The following is a 16,891-nucleotide window of genomic DNA, read 5'->3' on the forward strand; positions in this document are numbered from 1 at the left end:
GCACAGTGATTCCCGACGTCAAACCCACCAGCGTGCTTTATCTCAACGGCGTGTCGGTTTCCTTCGACGGCTTCAAGGCGCTGAATTCGCTGTCGATCGTTATCGAGCCCGGTGAGCTTCGCGCCATCATCGGCCCGAACGGCGCCGGCAAGACGACGATGATGGATATCATCACCGGCAAGACCAGGCCCGATGAGGGCGAGGTGTTCTTCAACGGCACGATCGACCTGACCAAGAAGGATGAAGCCGATATCGCCCAGCTCGGCATCGGCCGGAAATTCCAGAAGCCGACGGTCTTCGAAAGCCATACGGTGTGGGACAATCTGGAGCTTGCGCTGAACCGGCGTCGTGGTGTGTTCCCGACGTTGTTCTACCGGCTTTCGGGCGAGGACAAGGCGCGCATCGAGGAGATCCTGGAAACGGTGCGGCTGACGCACCGCCGTGACGAATTCGCCGCCAACCTCTCGCATGGGCAGAAGCAGTGGCTGGAGATCGGCATGCTGCTGGCGCAGGAGCCGAAACTCCTGCTGGTCGACGAACCGGTGGCCGGCATGACCGATGCGGAAACGGCGGAAACGGCGGTCCTGCTCAAGGATATCGCCAGGACCCGCTCGGTCGTCGTCGTCGAGCACGACATGGGCTTCATCCGCGACCTCGGCGTCAAGGTGACGTGCCTTGCCGAAGGCTCGGTGCTGGCGGAAGGGTCGATCGATTTTGTCAGTTCCGATCCGAAGGTGATCGAGAACTATCTGGGGCGGTGATCAGTGCAACTTGGAGACTTGAACCTGACAAAAGAAGACGCTCTAAAACGGGCGGGTTTTACTGTGGGGTTTCATCATGGCTTTTCTCGGTATTCTGGTTGTGGCGCTCAGCGGCGCGGTCGTCTGGTATTGGCGTTTGAAAATGGCGCGTGAAGCGGGAAACGAGATCATCGATTCGGTCGAGCGGATGCGGGGCGCTTATAAGCGCAAAAAGTTTCGCAAGCAGGCCGAAGTCGCGCCGCTGGCCTCGATCGCCGATCCGGCGATTGCGGCGGTGGCCTTTTTCTTCTGCCTTGCCAAGGAAAAGCCGATCTATGTCGACGCTGCGAAGGATGTCGTTCGCAACCGCATGAAAGGCATCATCCGGCCGGGCGACATGGAAGAGGTGCTGGTTTTCGGCGAGTGGGCGTCCAAGAACGTCACCAGTCCCGAAGATCCGATCCGCCGGTTCCGGCCTCTCTGGATAGAGGCGCTCGACATGCAAGAGCGTCAGCAATTGATCGGTATTGCCGAGGACGTGGCCGCGGTCGGCGGCGAGAGAACGACGGAACAGGAGCACGCCCTGCAGACGCTGAGGCGTGGCCTAATGAACTGATGGGGAATGGGTGAACGGATGCTGACAGTCGAAAACGCAAATCTGCATTATGGCGCCGCCCAGGCGCTGCGCGGCATCTCGATCAAAGCGGAGATGGGAAAGATTACCTGCGTGCTGGGGCGTAACGGCGTGGGGAAGAGTTCTCTTCTGCGCGCCGTTACCGGCCAGCATCCGCTGTCGGCGGGTACCATCACCTTCAATGACACCAGACTCAACGGTCTGCCGCCCTTTGCCCGCGCCAAGCAGGGCGTCGGCTATGTGCCGCAGGGCCGCGAAATCTTCCCGCTGCTTACCGTCAAGGAAAATCTCGAAACCGGCTTCGCTCCGCTTGGTCGCCGCGACCGCAACATCCCCGACGACATCTTCAGCCTCTTCCCGGTGCTGAAGTCGATGTTGTCGCGTCGCGGCGGCGATCTTTCCGGCGGGCAGCAGCAGCAGTTGGCGATCGGGCGCGCCATGGTGACGCGGCCGAAGATCCTCGTGCTCGACGAGCCGACCGAAGGCATCCAGCCCTCGATCATCAAGGATATCGGCCGGGCGATCCGCTATTTGCGTGACTCCACAGGCATGGCGATCCTGCTCGTCGAACAATATCTGGATTTCTGCCGGGAGCTCGCCGATTACGTCTACATCATGGATCGCGGCGAGATCGTGCATGAAGGGCTTGCCGAAACGCTGGATACACCGGAGGCCCGCCGTCATCTGACCGTCTGACCGGCAGATGCCGCATTTTGCAGCAGTGGACCCAGCAATTCGCAGATCTGCCGCATCTGCTGCGGGCATCCTGGACGGCATGGGAATTGCTTGCTTTCTGCTATCTGCGCGCTTGAATGAAAATCAAAGGCGCGACCGAAAGGGACGATATGACGATTGCGGCGGCAGGCACGAGACCGCAAAGAGCGGAGGGGCGCGGGCATCTGGCGGCAAAGCTGTTCGATGGCCGTACGCGCATCCGTGAGCTCTATCAGGAGGGAGCGGCGAAGATCCGCCTGCCTGATACCTTCAATGCCTCCATGGAAGCCGTCATCATCAACACCGCTGGCGGGCTCACCGGCGGCGACCGGATGGATTGGAGCGTCGATGCCGGCGCCGGTACGCGCATCGACGTCACCACCCAGGCCTGCGAGAAGATTTACAAGGCATCGGCCGGCACCGCCGAGGTGACGACCAGCATCAAGGTTGGAGCCCAGGCTCGCGTCGACTGGCTGCCGCAGGAAACGATCCTCTTCGATAGAGCCGCACTTTTCCGCCGGCTGGATGTCGATCTTGACGAGAGTGCCGAATTTCTGGCCGTCGAAGCCGTCCTGCTCGGCCGCAAGGCGATGGGGGAGGCGGTGGAGACCGGGCTGTTCCGCGACCGCTGGCGCATCCGCCGCTCGGGCCAACTGATCCATGCCGAGGAACTCAGGCTTTCCGAAGGCGTGGCGGCGCTGGCCGCGCGGCAGGCCGTGCTCGGCGGGCAGGTGGCCTTTGCGACGCTGCTTTATGCCGGACCGCTTTCCGAAGCCTATCTCGCCAAGGTCCGGCCGCTCGTCGAAGGATCGATGGGCGGTGCAAGCGCCTGGGATGGCAAGCTTGTCGTCCGCCTTGCGGCGGCCGACGGATTCTCACTCAGAAAAATCCTGATCCCGGTCATTTCCGCCTTGCGCAATGGCGCGCCTGTGCCGAAAGTCTGGAATCTATGAACCTGGAGCATGATGCCGAAAAGTGTGAGCGGTTTTCGGACGACATCAGGCTCTAACTCTTTAATGCAGAACAGGATCATCCTGTTCTAGGTATGAAGCAGATGGGCAAGCAATGAACCTCACTCCGAGAGAAAAAGACAAGCTGCTGATATCAATGGCGGCGATGGTGGCGCGGCGGCGGCTGGAGCGCGGCGTCAAGCTGAACTATCCCGAAGCGATCGCGCTGATCAGCGATTTCGTCGTCGAAGGCGCCCGCGACGGCCGCCCGGTTGCCGAGCTGATGGAAGCCGGCGCCCATGTGATCGGCCGCGGCCAGGTGATGGAGGGCGTTGCCGAGATGATCCACGACGTGCAGGTGGAGGCGACGTTCCCGGATGGAACCAAGCTCGTCACCGTGCACGAGCCGATCCGGTGAGGAGATAGGAATGCTGGAGCTCAGGCCCAATTGCGAATGCTGCGATAAGGATTTGCCGGCGGACAGCACCGAGGCACGGATCTGCACCTATGAATGCACCTTCTGCGCCGATTGCGTCGAGGGTGTGCTGAAAGGTGTCTGCCCGAACTGCGGCGGCAATCTCGTCGCGAGGCCTATTCGGCCGGTTGATATGCTTGCCAAAAATCCGGCGTCGACGAAGCGCGTGCTGAAGGCCGAGGGCTGTGCGCCCAAGGCGGCTTAAGGAGGACGAGATGATTCCAGGTGAAATCATTGCCGCAAGCGGCGACATCGAACTGAATGCCGGCGCGCAGACGGTGACGCTGGAGGTTTCCAATACGGGCGACCGGCCAGTGCAGGTCGGCAGCCACTATCATTTCGCCGAGACCAATGCCGGGCTTTCCTTCGATCGCGCTGTTGCACATGGCAAGCGGCTCGATATCCCGGCGGGAACGGCGGTGCGCTTCGAGCCGGGGCAGACGCGCTCGGTGACGCTGATCCCGCTTTCCGGCAAGCGCGAGGTTTACGGCTTCCGCCAGCTGGTGATGGGCAAGCTCTAAGAGCGATGGTCGGGAGGAACGCATGCGTTTGAATATCTGCCTGGTCGGAGCGGCGATGCTGCTCATGGCTGGTAGCGCCTCCGCCGAGGAGATCGATTGCAACAGTCCCAAGACGCAATCGGACATGACGGCCTGCGAGGCGGCGCGCCATGAGGCTGCCGACAAGGCTCTGAATGCGCAATACAAGAAGACCCGCGCCGCCCTGGCGGCGATCGACAAGGACCTGGATGGCGACATGAAGGGCGCGGAGCAGGCGCTGGTCAAAGCGCAGCGCGCCTGGATCGATTATCGCGACGCCGAATGTGACGCCTTCGGCTTTCAGGCCCGCGGCGGCACGATGGAGCCGATGCTGGTCGCCGGATGTCTCGCCAACATCACGGACAAACGCACGAAAGAGCTAAAAGAGCTCGAAGACACGATGAGCAACTGAGGTGATCAGGAAGATCATGATCGTCGGCAATGGTGAGGTCGGAGAAGGGATGGCAGGCATCATCGATGCCGCCGATTTCGTCGTCCGCTTCAACGAATGTCGCTCCTATGGCGACGGCGGCAGCCGCACCGATGCCGTCGCGGTCTGCAATACCGGCCGGCCGGCGAAAGCGATGCTCGGTTCGCGTGAGTGGCGCGCCCATCCCGGCGTCGTTTCGGCGCGCGAGATCTGGAGCGTGCGCGATCCGGAAAAATTCGCCGCGCTGCGCGCGCCGCTTGCCGTCTCGCATCCGGAACTCGACGATTTCTGCGACGACTATACCGATGAGTTCAGTGCCTTCTGTGCCGATGCCGGCAAGAGGCACGTCGTCATCGGCAAGTCGATCCACGAGGCCGTCGACGTGTCGCTTTCGGCTTTTGATCCGCAGCCATATGTCGTGCCGAGCAGCGGCATGATCGTGATCGGCGAGGTGCTGGAGACATATGCCGATGCCGAGGTGACGCTCGCCGGCTTCGGCCATGCCGGCTGGGAATGGCACCCTTTTGCGGCCGAAAGGCAGCTTGTCGATAGTTATATTGCCGCCGGCCGCCTCACCCGGCTCGGCGGAAAAAACCTTATCTCTTCTTCCCACGGAGCCTGATGGATGCCCTACAAGATCTCGCGCGCCGCCTATGCCGGCATGTTCGGACCGACCACCGGAGACAAGGTGCGCCTTGCCGATACGGAGCTTTTCATCGAGATCGAGAAGGATTTCACCACCTATGGCGAGGAGGTGAAGTTCGGCGGCGGCAAGGTGATCCGTGACGGCATGGGCCAGAGCCAGGTGACGCGGGCGGATGGCGCGGTCGATACGGTCATCACCAATGCGGTGATCGTTGATCATTCCGGCATCTACAAGGCCGATATCGGGCTGAAGGACGGGCGCATCGTCGCGATCGGCAAGGCGGGCAATCCTGACATGCAGCCTGGCGTCAATATCATCGTCGGCCCGGGCACGGAGGCGATCGCCGCCGAAGGCAAGATTATCACCGCCGGCGGCATGGACAGCCATATCCACTTCATCGCGCCGCAGCAGATCGAAGAAGCGCTGATGAGCGGCATGACCTGCATGCTCGGCGGCGGCACGGGGCCGGCGCATGGCACGCTTGCCACCACCTGCACGCCCGGTCCCTGGCATCTGGCGCGGATGATCGAAGCGGCCGACGCCTTCCCGATGAACCTCGCTTTCGCCGGCAAGGGCAATGCCTCGCTGCCGGGGGCGCTCACCGAAATGGTGCTAGCCGGCGCCACCTCGCTGAAGCTGCACGAGGATTGGGGCACGACGCCAGGCGCCATCGACTGCTGCCTGTCGGTTGCCGACGAATATGACGTGCAGGTGATGATCCACACCGACACGCTGAACGAAAGCGGCTTCGTCGAGGATACGATCGGCGCGATCAAGGGCCGCACCATCCATGCCTTCCACACGGAAGGGGCGGGCGGCGGGCACGCGCCCGACATTATCAAGATCTGCGGCCAGCCGAACGTCATTCCCTCGTCCACCAATCCGACGCGGCCGTATACGGTCAACACCATCGCCGAGCATCTCGACATGCTGATGGTCTGCCACCACCTGTCGCCGTCGATCCCCGAGGATATCGCCTTTGCCGAAAGCCGGATCCGCAAGGAGACGATCGCGGCGGAAGATATCCTGCATGATATCGGCGCCTTCTCGATCATCTCGTCCGACAGCCAGGCCATGGGCCGCGTCGGCGAAGTGGCGATCCGCACCTGGCAGACGGCCGACAAGATGAAGCGTCAGCGCGGCCGGCTGAAGGAAGAAAAGGGTGACAACGACAATTTCCGCGTTCGCCGTTATATCGCCAAATATACGATCAATCCGGCGATCGCCCATGGTCTCAGCCATGAGATCGGCTCGGTCGAGATCGGCAAACGCGCCGACCTCGTGCTCTGGAACCCGGCCTTTTTCGGGGTGAAGCCCGACATGGTGCTGCTCGGCGGCTCGATCGCGGCCGCGCCGATGGGCGATCCGAACGCCTCGATCCCGACGCCGCAGCCGGTCCACTACCGGCCGATGTTTGCTTCCTACGGCAGGAGCCTCACCAATTCCTCCGTCACCTTCGTCAGCCAGGCCTCGCTCGACGCCGGCCTGAAGGGCCGGCTCGGCGTCGCCAAGCAACTGGTTGCGGTGAAGAATACGCGCGGCGGCATCTCCAAGGCATCGATGATCCACAACGACCTGACACCCGAGATCGAGGTCGATCCGGAGACCTACGAAGTGAGGGCGAACGGCGAATTGCTGACATGCGAGCCGGCGACGGTGCTGCCAATGGCGCAACGCTACTTCCTGTTTTAGGTCCACGTCCGATGTGCGACGGACGGCCCTGGTGAGAACAGGCATCCGCTGGCTGTTGCGGATCGTCTTCCTGCTTGTGCTTCTGGCGGCCAGCGGAATCTTCATTCCCAGGCCGCTGATTGCGCCGGGCAAGGCGTCGGCGGCGGTGACGCATCGGGTTCTCCTGCTGTCGGGTCCGATCCATACCGATATTGCCATTCCGCTCGACGCGGAAACGCGGGCGGCTTTCTCCTTCCTCGGCGATACCGGTTTTCCGCTTGGCCATCCGAATGCCGAATGGCTCATTATCGGCTGGGGCGGCCGTGCCTTCTATCTGGAAACGCCGACATGGGCGGAGCTGAAGCCGGTGCCGGTGCTGCGCGCGCTGACGATCGACCGTTCGGCGCTGCATGTGGACCTTGCCGGTCATATCACCGAGCCCCAGCCCACCGTTACGGCATTCGATGTCAGTGACGATCAATTGGCGCGGCTGCGCGATTTTATTTCGGAGAGCTTCGTCCGCGACGCAGGCACGGTGGTGCCGATCCCGGATGCAGGATACGGCGAGATCGACCGGTTCTTCGAGGCCAAGGGATACTTCAACGCCCTCTTCGGCTGCAACACCTGGACTGCCGCTGCCCTGCGCTCGGCCGGGCTTCGAACCGGCTTATGGAACCCGCTTCCACAAGCATTGCGATTATCTGTTTCTGTCTACAATTGAAGCAACCGCCGAGCTCGCCCACTCCTAAAGTGAATTGTGAATCGCACTCTCCATTTGGTTGTAAAAATCGCTGGGAAAACCGATGTTTTCCCCAGCTAAACCATTCTGGAACAGCGGCACTGACCAGCGTAGAAAATCGCTTTTATGTCAATTAGTTAAGTGTCTCTCTGAGCTGTTCGATTCAGGGATTGGAAAGCTGCATCCCCTGCTAGAAAAATTCTGTCCACCGAATCGTCTGAAACCGTTCGAATTTTAACGAGTCGATTAAGACACCCGCAGCAATTGGGCTCTTATCAATGCCTTGAAACGCCGGGCAGGAAGGTCGATTCTCATGAGAAACTGGATGTCGCTGCAGGCCGATTTTGGCAATTTTCAACATCGCAGAAACGTCTATGTCTTCGCGCTGAAGATGAGCTTTCTTGCCGTTGTCCTCTCCGGCGTCATCATGGTGCTGACGATACCGCCGCTTGGCTTTTTCGGCCTGTTGCCGGTGACACTCTCGCATGCGATCAGCTTCGGCGCCATTTTTTCCTGGCTCGTCGGCGGGACGGTTTCCGGCATGCTGTCGCTGGCTGCCGGTTTTGCCCTGCATGAGCTGACGCTGTCGCGGGCGGAGTTCGAAAAGCTCAGCCGCACGGACACGCTCTCCGGCCTGCTGAACCGGCGCGCCTTTACGGAGGCACTGGAAAAAACCGAGGGCAACGCTTCGCTTGTGATTTTCGATGTCGACCGCTTCAAGGCGATCAACGATCGCTTCGGCCATGCTTGCGGCGATGCCGTCATTACCGCAGTATCAGGCATGCTCACATCTACCTTCGATGAAATTTCCATTGTCGCACGGCTGGGTGGGGAGGAGTTCGGCGTCATCGTCTCCGGCGAGCCGCTGGAGGCACGGATGGAGCGCATCGAAGGTGTCCGAGCCCGGATCGCAAGCGGCGCCATCAAGGCGGACGGGCACGACATCCGCATTACCGTTTCCGGCGGTGTGGCCGATCTCGTCGCCGAGCGCAACAAGCAGCAGGTCTATGCTTCTGCCGACCGGGCGCTCTATCTGGCCAAGGCGCTTGGGCGCAATCGCGTCGTGCACGAGCGGGAGGGTTTGCATCATGCCTGGCACGGGCTTGCGGAGAACGGCGTCGATGTCGAAGGCAGGGGGCTGGAGAGCGACAACGTGATGCAGGCTTACGGAATATAAAGATGGATCCGAGTGAAAAACCATTGGTGCTTGCATCGGGAAGAGCTATTTTGCATGGTCGTCCTCTCAGAAAACGGACATACCATGCAGCGCGTTACTTCCTATCTTCCTGCCGGAACCCCTTCCTCCCATCCGACCGCCCAGGTCAAGCTGCCGCATGACTTGCGCCATTTGCGCCGCAAGCTGCTGCATCTGGAAAATGGCGAGATGGTCATGCTCGATCTCAAGGATGCGGTGCTTTTCGCCAATGGCGATCTGTTGGTACGTGACGACGGCGAGTTGATCGAGATCCTCGCTGCCGACGAGAAGCTCTTCGAGGTTCGCGGACGCGACCGCACGCATCTCGTGGAACTCGCCTGGCATCTCGGCAACCGGCATCTTGCTGCGCAGATCGAGGAAGACCGCATCGTCATCCTGCGCGATCATGTCATCCGCACCATGCTGCAGGGCCTCGGCGCCGTCGTTCTCGAAATCGACGAGCCGTTCCAGCCGGCGCGCGGCGCCTACCATTCTCACGGCGGGCATTCGCATGGGCATGATCACGATCTTGCTCATAATCACGGCCATGACCATGATCACGAACATGGCTACGAGCATGAGCATGAGCACCGCCACGATCGCGGTCATGATCATGACCATAGTCATGACCATGGACGGGATCATGACCATGGACATCACGACCACAAGCACGACTGAGCCTTGATGACGAGTGATCGCGAGCTCCAGGCATTGCTGCGCCTGACGGCATGGCTCTCGCCGGCCTTTCCGATCGGCAGCTTTGCCTATTCGGGAGGGCTGGAGCGGGCAGTGTCCGACGGGCTGGTTACAGATTCGAGCTCGCTTGCGGCCTGGATCGGCACGCTGATCGGCCATGGGTCGGTCTGGAACGATGCCGTGCTTCTGGCCGAAAGTCACAGGTACCAGGCAGAGCCCCTGCGCCTTGCCGAGATTGCCGCACTCGCCGAAGCGCTTGCCGGGTCGCGCGAGCGCCATCAGGAAACGATGTTGCTCGGCGAGGCTTTTCTTGCGGCGGCGCGGGCCTGGCCGGACGAGGTGTTCGAGCGATTGCCTGACAAGGTCGCTTATCCCATTGCGGTCGGGGCGGTGACGGGCGCCCACGACATAAAGCCCGAGAAGGCGCTTGCCATCTTCCTGCATGCCTATGCATCGCAGGCGATATCGGCAGGCATCCGTCTCGGCGTTGCCGGACAGAGGAATGGCGTTGCCATCCTTGCCGGTCTTGAAGAATGTATCGCGGAGGTCGCCCGACGGGCGGCAGCCTCGACGCTCGACGATCTGGGCTCGGCGACCGTGCAGGCCGATATTGCCAGCCTGCGCCACGAGATGCAGACGACGCGGCTGTTCCGCTCGTGACGGTGCGAAATTATCGCTGTGGCTAGAGCAATTCCAGCAAAAGTGCGCAGCGGTTTTGCGCCCGGAATTGCGTGAAAACAACGAGATAGAGCGCTTCCGTGATTCGAAGAAAAACAAGCGCTCTAAGTCATTTGACGGTGGCGCGGGCGGGCGGCTTCGCTATCATCAGCTTGGATTGGAGTAAGGCACATGAAATCAAGAAACGGACCTTTGCGTGTCGGCATCGGCGGGCCGGTCGGTTCGGGCAAGACGGCGCTGACCGAAAAGCTCTGCAAAGCGATGCGCGACGATTATTCCGTCGCCGTCGTCACCAACGACATCTATACGACCGAGGATGCCGAAGCGCTGGTGCGCATGCAGGCACTGCCTTCCGACCGCATCGTCGGCGTCGAGACCGGCGGCTGCCCACATACCGCTATTCGCGAGGATGCGACGATTAATTTGCAGGCGATCGCCGGCCTCAACCAGCGGATCCCCGATCTCGACGTCGTCTTCATCGAATCCGGCGGCGACAATCTGGCGGCGACCTTTTCGCCCGATCTTGCCGATATCACCATCTATGTCATCTCCGTCTGCCAGGGCGAGGAAATCCCGCGCAAGGGCGGGCCTGGCATCACCCGCTCGGACCTGCTTGTCATCAACAAGAAGGACCTGGCGCCCTATGTCGGCGCCGATCTCGAGGTGATGGACCGGGATGCGACGCGGATGCGTGCGAGCCGCCCCTTCGTCTTCTCCGACATGAAGCGCGGCGACGGCATCAGCTCGATCGTCAGCTTCCTCAGGGAGCAGGGCGGGCTCTGACGGTCAGAACGGCGAAAAAGGAATGGCAAAATAAACGGGCCGGGAGTTGACTCCCGGCCCGTTCATTTTGTGGGTTTTTTGACTATTCCGCCGCGAAGGGCGGCAGGCGGAGCACGTTGGTGTCGTTGCTGTTGGCGGTCTTGCGCTTGCTTTCCGGCTTTTCGATCGCGGTCAGGCGCTCCTCCAGCGAGTCGATCTCGCTGCGGTTCTCGCGGGTGACGCGGGTGAGATCCTCGCGCGACAGCGGCAGGTCCTCATTGTCCTTCCGGCCCACCAGCCGGCCGAAAGCCCAGCCGAGCAGGCGGGACAGATCGTCCATGATCAGGAAGAAGGAGGGCACGACGACGAGCGAGAGCACCGTCGAGACGATGATGCCGCCGATCACCGCGATCGCCATCGGCGCCCGGAAGGAGCCGCCTTCGCCGACACCGAGCGCGGAAGGCAGCATGCCTGCCGACATGGCGATCGAGGTCATGATGATCGGCCGGGCGCGCTTGCGGCCGGCTTCGACCATGGCTTCGACCCGGGCTATGCCCTGGTGGCGCATCTCGATGGCGAAATCCACGAGCAGGATGGCGTTCTTGGTGACGACACCCATCAGCATCAGGATACCGATCATGACGGGCATGGACAGCGGATTGCTGGTGAGGATCAGGCCGGCTGCGACGCCGCCAATGGCGAGCGGCAGTGAGAACAGGATGGTGAAGGGCTGGATCACGTCCTTGAAGAGCAGGATCAGCACCGTCAGCACCAGCAGGAGGCCCATCAACATGGCGTTGACGAAGCTCTGCTGCATCTCGGACTGGACTTTGGTGTCGCCGCTTTCGGCAAGGTGCACCGTGGCCGGAATATTGGCCTCCTTGACGATTTCACGGAACCGGGCCGAAGCCGTGTCGAGCGCCACGCCCTGCGGCAGGTCGGAACCGATCGAGACGACGCGGTAACGGTTGTTGCGCTTGATCGAGCTTACGCCCTCCGAATAGTCGATATTGGCGACGCTCGCGAGCGGAACGGTGCCGCCGCTGGCGGTCTGGATCTTCAGTGCCCGCAGCGCCGCAAGGTCGCGACGCATGTCGAGTGCCGCCTGGACACGGATCGGGATCTGGCGATCGTCGAGCGAGATCTTGGCAAGGGCCGCATCGACATCGCCGATGGTGGCGACGCGGATGGTCTCGGAGATCTGCTGCGGCGTGATGCCGAGGCGGGCGGCCTCGTCCTTGCGCGGGTAAACCTGCAGTTCCGGGCGGGGCAGGGCGCCGTCGGCGCTGACATTGGCCAGCAGCGGATCAGCGCGAAGCTTGGATTCCAGAATGCCGACGGCGTCGTTCAGGTCCTTCTCGTTCTTGGAGAGGAAGTTGAAGGAGAGGTCGCGTTCGCCGCGGTCGTTGAGCTTGAGGATATGAACGTCGGGAATGTCGCGCAACTTGGCGAAGACTTCCTTTTCGATATCCCATTGCGGACGTTCGCGGCCGTGGACTTCCACCTTCGGCAGCATCGGCCCGATGACCGGGATATGGCCGAGCCCGTCATTGACCATCTTCTTGATCAGCGATTGGTCGAGCTTGTGAAGCGCCAGCGTGATGGTGGCGCGGCGCAGTTCGAGATCCCCCTTCGGCGATGCGCCGCCGAGGACGAAGACGCTTTCGACGCCGTTGATGTCCTTGACCCGATCGTAGATCGCATCCGTCGTCTTCTCGGTATCGTCAAGCCGTGCATTGGGCGGCAGTTCGACGGAGAGAACGATGCGCGAGGCATCTTCCGGCGGCAAAAAGCTGCCGGGAACCTGCATCAGCAGCAAAACGGAGCCGACCAGGAAAGCGAAGGCGACAATCAGCGTCGCGTAACGCGTATACCAGCGCCCGGTCGTGCCGCGTATGAGACGGGTGTATCCACGCATCAGCAGGCCGTCATTGTCGTGATGGTCTTCCATGCCGTCTTCGGCGCGCATGAGATAGGCAGCCATCATCGGGGTGATGAGGCGCGCGACCATCAGCGAGAAGAAGACGGAGAAGGCGACCGTCAGGCCGAACTGGATGAAGTACTGGCCCGGAATGCCCGGCATGAAGGAAACCGGCACGAAGACGGCAATGATCGTGAAGGTGGTGGCGATGACGGCAAGGCCGATTTCATCAGCCGCCTCGATCGCCGCCCGATAGGGCGTCTTGCCCATCTTGATGTGGCGGGCGATGTTTTCGATTTCGACGATCGCATCGTCGACGAGAATACCGGTCGCGAGCGTCAAAGCAAGGAAGCTGACGAGGTTCAGCGAGAAGCCCATCATGTCCATGATCCAGAAGGTCGGGATCGCAGACAGCGGAAGGGCGATTGCCGAAATCAGCGTCGCGCGCCAGTTCCTGAGGAACAGGAAGACGACGATGACGGCGAGCAGCGCGCCTTCGAGCAGCGTATGGATGGCGGCTTCGTAATTGCCATAGGTGAAATACACCGAATCGTCGATCAGTTCGATCTTCACGTTCGGGTTTTCGGTCCGCACCTTGTCGAGGCTTTGCGCTACGGTTTCGGCGACGCTGACTTCGCTGGCGCCCTTCGAGCGGAAGACGCCGAAGGTGACAACCGGCGTGGCGTTGAAGCGCGAGAAGGATTTCGGCTCTTCATAGGTGTCCTTGATGACACCGAGATCGGACAGTTTGACGAAGCGGCCGTTCGGCAGTGCGATCGTCGTGTCGGCGAGTTCGGCGACGTTGCGGGCATCGCCCAGAACACGGATCGCCTGTTCGCTGCCGGCCACCTGGCCGCGGCCGGAGCCGAGGTCGATGTTGGTGCCACGCAGCTGCTGGTTCACGCTTGCAGCGGTGATGCCATAGGCATCGAGCTTGCCGGGGGTGAGTTCAATGCGCACTTCGCGCTCGGCGCCGCCATAGCGATCGACGCGGCCGATACCGGCCTGGCCCTGCAGCGCACGCTTGACGGTATCGTCGACGAACCAGGAGAGTTCTTCCAGCGACATATCGGGCGAGGAAACGGCGAAGGTCTGGATCGCCTGGCCCTCGACATCGACCTTGGTGACGATCGGCGCTTCGGCAGTCGCCGGCAGGTCGCTGCGGATTCGGTCGATCGCGTCCTTGACGTCCTGTACGGCCTGTTCCGTCGGCACTTCCATCCGGAACATCACATTGGTCTGCGAGCTGCCGTCGGTCACCGTCGACTGGATTTCGTCGATGCCGGTGATCGAGGCGATCGCGTCTTCGATCTCCTTCGTCACCTGCATTTCGAGTTCAGCCGGTGAGGCGCCGCTCTGGGTCACGCTGATCGAAACGAGCGGCACATCGATGTTCGGGAAGCGCGTGATCGGCAGCGAATTGAAGGACTGCATGCCGATGAACACCAGCAGGCAGAAGGCCAGAAGCGGCGCGATGGGATTTCGAATGGACCAGGCTGAAAAATTCATCGGATGGTCTCTTTAGTTGGAAGCCGGGGGCTGTTCACGCACCGGAGTGATGTGGTCGCCGTCACGGACATAAGCGCCCGCCTTGGCCACGACCTCGTCGCCGGTCTTCAATCCATCGACGATCTCGACATAGGCACCGTCCTGGATGCCGGTCTCGATCTTGGCGAATTTCACCACGCCATCCTCGACCTTGCGGGCGGAGGAGCCTTCATTGCCGGTCAGCACGGCGGTCAGGGGAAGCGATACGCCCTCGGTCTCGCGGACGATGATCTCGGCGCTGCCATACATGCCGGAACGCGCCTTGCTGTCATCGTCGATGGAGATATGGACGAGGCCGAGGCGGGTGACCGGATCGACGGTCGGCGACACCAGGCGGATGGCGCCGGAAAGCTTCTCGCGGCTGCCGGAAAGCGAAATTGCCGCCTTCTGGCCGGCCACGACCCTGACGATATCGCTTTCGGCGACCTCGGCGACAAGCTCGACATCACCGTCGCGGATGATGGTGAACAATGGGTCGCCGTTGCCGGCAGCTATCGCACCGACCTTGGCGTTTTTCGCCGAGACCGTGCCGGCGACCGGCGTCTTCACGTCGGTGCGTGCCAGCTTCAGATCGGCATCGGCGATCTGGCTGTCGAAGACCTTGAGATCGGCTTCGGCGACCTCGATCGCCTGTTCGGCGGAGACAACGCGGGCATTGGCGGCGGCGGCAGTCGCATCGGCCTGTTCGACCTGGGCGGTGGAAACCGTGCCCTTCTTGACCATTTCCTGGGCGCGGGCCTGCTGCTGCCTTGCCTGTTCGGCATTGGCCTGTGCCTCGATGAGCTGGGCGCGCAGCTGGGCGAGACTTGCCTGACCCTTGGCTTTCGTCGCCATCATCTGGCTCTTTTCCAGCACCAGCGCGTCGTCATTGAGCGTCGCCAGCGTGCTTTCCGCCTGAACCTTGTCGCCGACATCGGCTTTCAGCGTGCGGATCGACAGACCTTCGACCTGCGGCTGGATATAGACTTCCTCGACGGGCTTGATCGTTCCCGTGCCGATGACACGGTCGACGAGAGTGCGATTGACAGCCTTGGTGACGACGATTGCCGGCAGGTTCTGCTGCGGTTTTGCGACCGGCGTTTCCTGCGAAAATGCGGTTGATGCAGCCAGAGCTGCTGCGAAAAGGGTGGAGGCGCCTAGAATTCCAATCGGCTTACGTGCCATGCGTCTTCGTCCAATCTTATGATAAGGTTGGCCGAACTCGCGCGTCTGCCACTCAGCGCGCGATCAGGCCACTGCCCTTCCTGCATTCTCAGAGGTATCCGCCGATCCTTTGCCGTCTTGATCCCTCGCCGGCAAATTCGGCTTGTAGGTGGTATCGATTTGCTCGATCTACAAGTCCGGCAGAAAACAATTCCCCATGAGGCGATAATAATTACCATTCCGACGTCAATCAATCACCGCAAGGTTATGTCAACATTACGAAGATTGATCGCGCTTCTACCCCATGACGTTTGACGCCCGATAAATGCGACAGTTGCAAGGTGTTTTTTCCGGTCTTGCGCCGAAAAAACAAAACGCGCGGAAATCTTCCGCGCGTTTCGCTTCGCAATATTGCCGAAACTACTTGGCAGCGGCGTCGGTAATGTCGTGCGTCCAGGCGCCCGCAGGCTCCTTGCTGATGATCTTCTGGTCGAGCAACGCCTTTGCCGTGCGGGCATAGAGCGCTTCGTCCAGCTTGCCGGAGCCGTCGCCGACCAGCTTGGCGACTTCGCCCATCATGCGCTTCTGGTGGTTTTCGTCCTGACCGCCATTGTCCATGACGATCTCGGCGGCTTCATCGGGATTCTCGGTCGCATATTTCCAGCCCTTCAACGAAGCGCGGACGAACTTGACCATCTTTTCCTTGAAGGCCGGGTCCTTCAGCTTGTCTTCCATCGCATAGAGGCCGTCTTCGAGAAGGTCGTTGCCCATCTCGGTATAGTTGAAGACCGTCAGTTCTTCCGGCTTGAAGCCGGCATCGATCGCCTGCCAGTATTCGTTATAGGTCATGACGGAAATGCAGTCGGCCTGCTTCTGGACGAGCGGCTGTACGTCGAAGCTCTGCTTCAGCACGGTGACGCCGTTCGGGCCGCCTTCCGTGGACAGGCCGAGCTTGTTCATCCAGGCAAAGAAGGGATATTCGTTGCCGAAGAACCAGACGCCGAGCGTGTGGCCCTTGAAGTCGGCTTCGGTCTTGACCGGGCCGTCCTTGCGGCAGACCATTTCCAGGCCGGACTTCTGGTAGGGCTGGGCGATGTTGACGAGCGGAACGCCCTTTTCGCGGGCAACCAGGGCGCCGCCCATCCAGTCGACGATGACATCGGCGCCGCCGCCGGCGATCACCTGCTCGGGGGCGATATCGGGGCCGCCCGGCTTGATGTCGACGTCGAGGCCTTCTTCCTTGTAAAAGCCCTTGTCCTTGGCGACGTAATAACCGCCGAACTGGCTCTGCGTGACCCATTTCAACTGCAGCACCACCTTGTCGGCGGCCATCGCATGGGCTGCTGCAAGCGACATCGCGCTTGCCATCATTGCAACCATCAACTTTCTCATTTTCTTATCCTTACCCTC

At 61.3% G+C, this 16,891-nt stretch carries 18 protein-coding genes; 15 read left to right on the plus strand and 3 right to left on the minus strand.

The window, feature by feature from the left end:
- Positions 1-5: 5 nt before the first annotated feature.
- The 15 genes from urtD to ureG all read left to right on the plus strand — a co-directional run bounded on the left by urtD (position 6) and on the right by ureG (position 10,890).
- Positions 6-761: an urea ABC transporter ATP-binding protein UrtD gene (urtD, locus tag EEQ99_RS26990; protein ID WP_025570354.1), complete on the plus strand. Its 756-nt coding sequence runs from the start codon at positions 6-8 to the stop codon at positions 759-761.
- 76 nt (positions 762-837) lie between these two features.
- Positions 838-1,356: a hypothetical protein gene (locus EEQ99_RS26995; protein WP_029868294.1), complete on the plus strand. Its 519-nt coding sequence runs from the start codon at positions 838-840 to the stop codon at positions 1,354-1,356.
- An 18-nt stretch (positions 1,357-1,374) separates the two neighbouring features.
- Positions 1,375-2,070, plus strand: coding sequence for an urea ABC transporter ATP-binding subunit UrtE (gene urtE, locus EEQ99_RS27000; protein WP_025570357.1), 696 nt, complete (start codon positions 1,375-1,377; stop codon positions 2,068-2,070).
- Between the two features lie 149 nt (positions 2,071-2,219).
- Positions 2,220-3,041 (plus strand): urease accessory protein UreD, encoded by an 822-nt coding sequence (locus EEQ99_RS27005; RefSeq protein ID WP_025570358.1) that lies wholly within the window; start codon positions 2,220-2,222, stop codon positions 3,039-3,041.
- Between the two features lie 112 nt (positions 3,042-3,153).
- Positions 3,154-3,456 (plus strand): urease subunit gamma, encoded by a 303-nt coding sequence (locus tag EEQ99_RS27010; protein ID WP_025570360.1) that lies wholly within the window; start codon positions 3,154-3,156, stop codon positions 3,454-3,456.
- A gap of 10 nt (positions 3,457-3,466) precedes the next feature.
- Complete coding sequence (locus EEQ99_RS27015; RefSeq protein WP_029868293.1) at positions 3,467-3,718, plus strand: DUF1272 domain-containing protein; 252 nt, start codon at positions 3,467-3,469, stop codon at positions 3,716-3,718.
- Positions 3,719-3,728: 10 nt separating this feature from the next.
- A complete protein-coding gene (locus EEQ99_RS27020) occupies positions 3,729-4,034 on the plus strand; it encodes an urease subunit beta (RefSeq protein ID WP_025570364.1) in 306 nt (101 codons plus the stop codon).
- A 22-nt stretch (positions 4,035-4,056) separates the two neighbouring features.
- Positions 4,057-4,464, plus strand: a complete 408-nt coding sequence (locus tag EEQ99_RS27025; RefSeq protein WP_029868292.1) for a lysozyme inhibitor LprI family protein — start codon at positions 4,057-4,059, stop codon at positions 4,462-4,464.
- A 16-nt stretch (positions 4,465-4,480) separates the two neighbouring features.
- A complete protein-coding gene (locus EEQ99_RS27030) occupies positions 4,481-5,104 on the plus strand; it encodes a hypothetical protein (protein WP_025570367.1) in 624 nt (207 codons plus the stop codon).
- A gap of 3 nt (positions 5,105-5,107) precedes the next feature.
- A complete protein-coding gene (ureC, locus tag EEQ99_RS27035) occupies positions 5,108-6,820 on the plus strand; it encodes an urease subunit alpha (RefSeq protein ID WP_047618681.1) in 1,713 nt (570 codons plus the stop codon).
- A 31-nt stretch (positions 6,821-6,851) separates the two neighbouring features.
- Positions 6,852-7,520, plus strand: coding sequence for a TIGR02117 family protein (locus EEQ99_RS27040; protein WP_127431360.1), 669 nt, complete (start codon positions 6,852-6,854; stop codon positions 7,518-7,520).
- Between the two features lie 331 nt (positions 7,521-7,851).
- On the plus strand, positions 7,852-8,715 hold the full coding sequence (locus tag EEQ99_RS27045; RefSeq protein ID WP_025570373.1) for a GGDEF domain-containing protein: 864 nt from the start codon (positions 7,852-7,854) through the stop codon (positions 8,713-8,715).
- An 84-nt stretch (positions 8,716-8,799) separates the two neighbouring features.
- Complete coding sequence (locus tag EEQ99_RS27050; RefSeq protein ID WP_082008852.1) at positions 8,800-9,411, plus strand: urease accessory protein UreE; 612 nt, start codon at positions 8,800-8,802, stop codon at positions 9,409-9,411.
- Between the two features lie 6 nt (positions 9,412-9,417).
- Positions 9,418-10,089 carry an urease accessory protein UreF gene (locus EEQ99_RS27055; protein WP_063474388.1) on the plus strand — a complete coding sequence of 224 codons (672 nt, stop codon included), beginning with the start codon at positions 9,418-9,420 and terminating at the stop codon, positions 10,087-10,089.
- Positions 10,090-10,278: 189 nt separating this feature from the next.
- Positions 10,279-10,890, plus strand: coding sequence for an urease accessory protein UreG (gene ureG, locus EEQ99_RS27065; RefSeq protein ID WP_063474389.1), 612 nt, complete (start codon positions 10,279-10,281; stop codon positions 10,888-10,890).
- 82 nt (positions 10,891-10,972) lie between these two features.
- On the opposite strand, the gene EEQ99_RS27070 is transcribed toward ureG, so the two are convergent.
- From EEQ99_RS27070 to EEQ99_RS27080, 3 genes are all read right to left on the minus strand, one after another.
- Entirely contained in the window at positions 10,973-14,299 is a 3,327-nt protein-coding gene (locus EEQ99_RS27070; RefSeq protein ID WP_047618693.1) for an efflux RND transporter permease subunit, read from the minus strand.
- Between the two features lie 12 nt (positions 14,300-14,311).
- A complete protein-coding gene (locus EEQ99_RS27075; RefSeq protein WP_063474390.1) occupies positions 14,312-15,502 on the minus strand; it encodes an efflux RND transporter periplasmic adaptor subunit in 1,191 nt (396 codons plus the stop codon).
- Between the two features lie 399 nt (positions 15,503-15,901).
- On the minus strand, positions 15,902-16,873 hold the full coding sequence (locus tag EEQ99_RS27080; protein ID WP_047618698.1) for an ABC transporter substrate-binding protein: 972 nt from the start codon (positions 16,871-16,873) through the stop codon (positions 15,902-15,904).
- Between the last annotated feature and the right edge of the window lie 18 nt (positions 16,874-16,891).

Source organism: Rhizobium anhuiense, assembly GCF_003985145.1.
GTDB lineage: Bacteria > Pseudomonadota > Alphaproteobacteria > Rhizobiales > Rhizobiaceae > Rhizobium > Rhizobium anhuiense.

What these genes read in the sequence shown, in the direction of transcription:
- EEQ99_RS27070 (WP_047618693.1), bottom strand. Translation starts at nt 14,299, where the DNA reads ATGAATTTTTCAGCCTGGTCCATTCGAAATCCCATCGCGCCGCTTCTG.
- EEQ99_RS27005 (WP_025570358.1), top strand. Translation starts at nt 2,220, where the DNA reads ATGACGATTGCGGCGGCAGGCACGAGACCGCAAAGAGCGGAGGGGCGC.
- EEQ99_RS27010 (WP_025570360.1), top strand. Translation starts at nt 3,154, where the DNA reads ATGAACCTCACTCCGAGAGAAAAAGACAAGCTGCTGATATCAATGGCG.
- EEQ99_RS27025 (WP_029868292.1), top strand. Translation starts at nt 4,057, where the DNA reads ATGCGTTTGAATATCTGCCTGGTCGGAGCGGCGATGCTGCTCATGGCT.
- ureC (WP_047618681.1), top strand. Translation starts at nt 5,108, where the DNA reads ATGCCCTACAAGATCTCGCGCGCCGCCTATGCCGGCATGTTCGGACCG.
- urtE (WP_025570357.1), top strand. Translation starts at nt 1,375, where the DNA reads ATGCTGACAGTCGAAAACGCAAATCTGCATTATGGCGCCGCCCAGGCG.
- EEQ99_RS27015 (WP_029868293.1), top strand. Translation starts at nt 3,467, where the DNA reads ATGCTGGAGCTCAGGCCCAATTGCGAATGCTGCGATAAGGATTTGCCG.
- EEQ99_RS27080 (WP_047618698.1), bottom strand. Translation starts at nt 16,873, where the DNA reads ATGAGAAAGTTGATGGTTGCAATGATGGCAAGCGCGATGTCGCTTGCA.
- EEQ99_RS27075 (WP_063474390.1), bottom strand. Translation starts at nt 15,502, where the DNA reads ATGGCACGTAAGCCGATTGGAATTCTAGGCGCCTCCACCCTTTTCGCA.
- EEQ99_RS26995 (WP_029868294.1), top strand. Translation starts at nt 838, where the DNA reads ATGGCTTTTCTCGGTATTCTGGTTGTGGCGCTCAGCGGCGCGGTCGTC.
- EEQ99_RS27045 (WP_025570373.1), top strand. Translation starts at nt 7,852, where the DNA reads ATGAGAAACTGGATGTCGCTGCAGGCCGATTTTGGCAATTTTCAACAT.
- ureG (WP_063474389.1), top strand. Translation starts at nt 10,279, where the DNA reads ATGAAATCAAGAAACGGACCTTTGCGTGTCGGCATCGGCGGGCCGGTC.
- EEQ99_RS27055 (WP_063474388.1), top strand. Translation starts at nt 9,418, where the DNA reads ATGACGAGTGATCGCGAGCTCCAGGCATTGCTGCGCCTGACGGCATGG.
- EEQ99_RS27030 (WP_025570367.1), top strand. Translation starts at nt 4,481, where the DNA reads ATGATCGTCGGCAATGGTGAGGTCGGAGAAGGGATGGCAGGCATCATC.
- EEQ99_RS27050 (WP_082008852.1), top strand. Translation starts at nt 8,800, where the DNA reads ATGCAGCGCGTTACTTCCTATCTTCCTGCCGGAACCCCTTCCTCCCAT.
- EEQ99_RS27020 (WP_025570364.1), top strand. Translation starts at nt 3,729, where the DNA reads ATGATTCCAGGTGAAATCATTGCCGCAAGCGGCGACATCGAACTGAAT.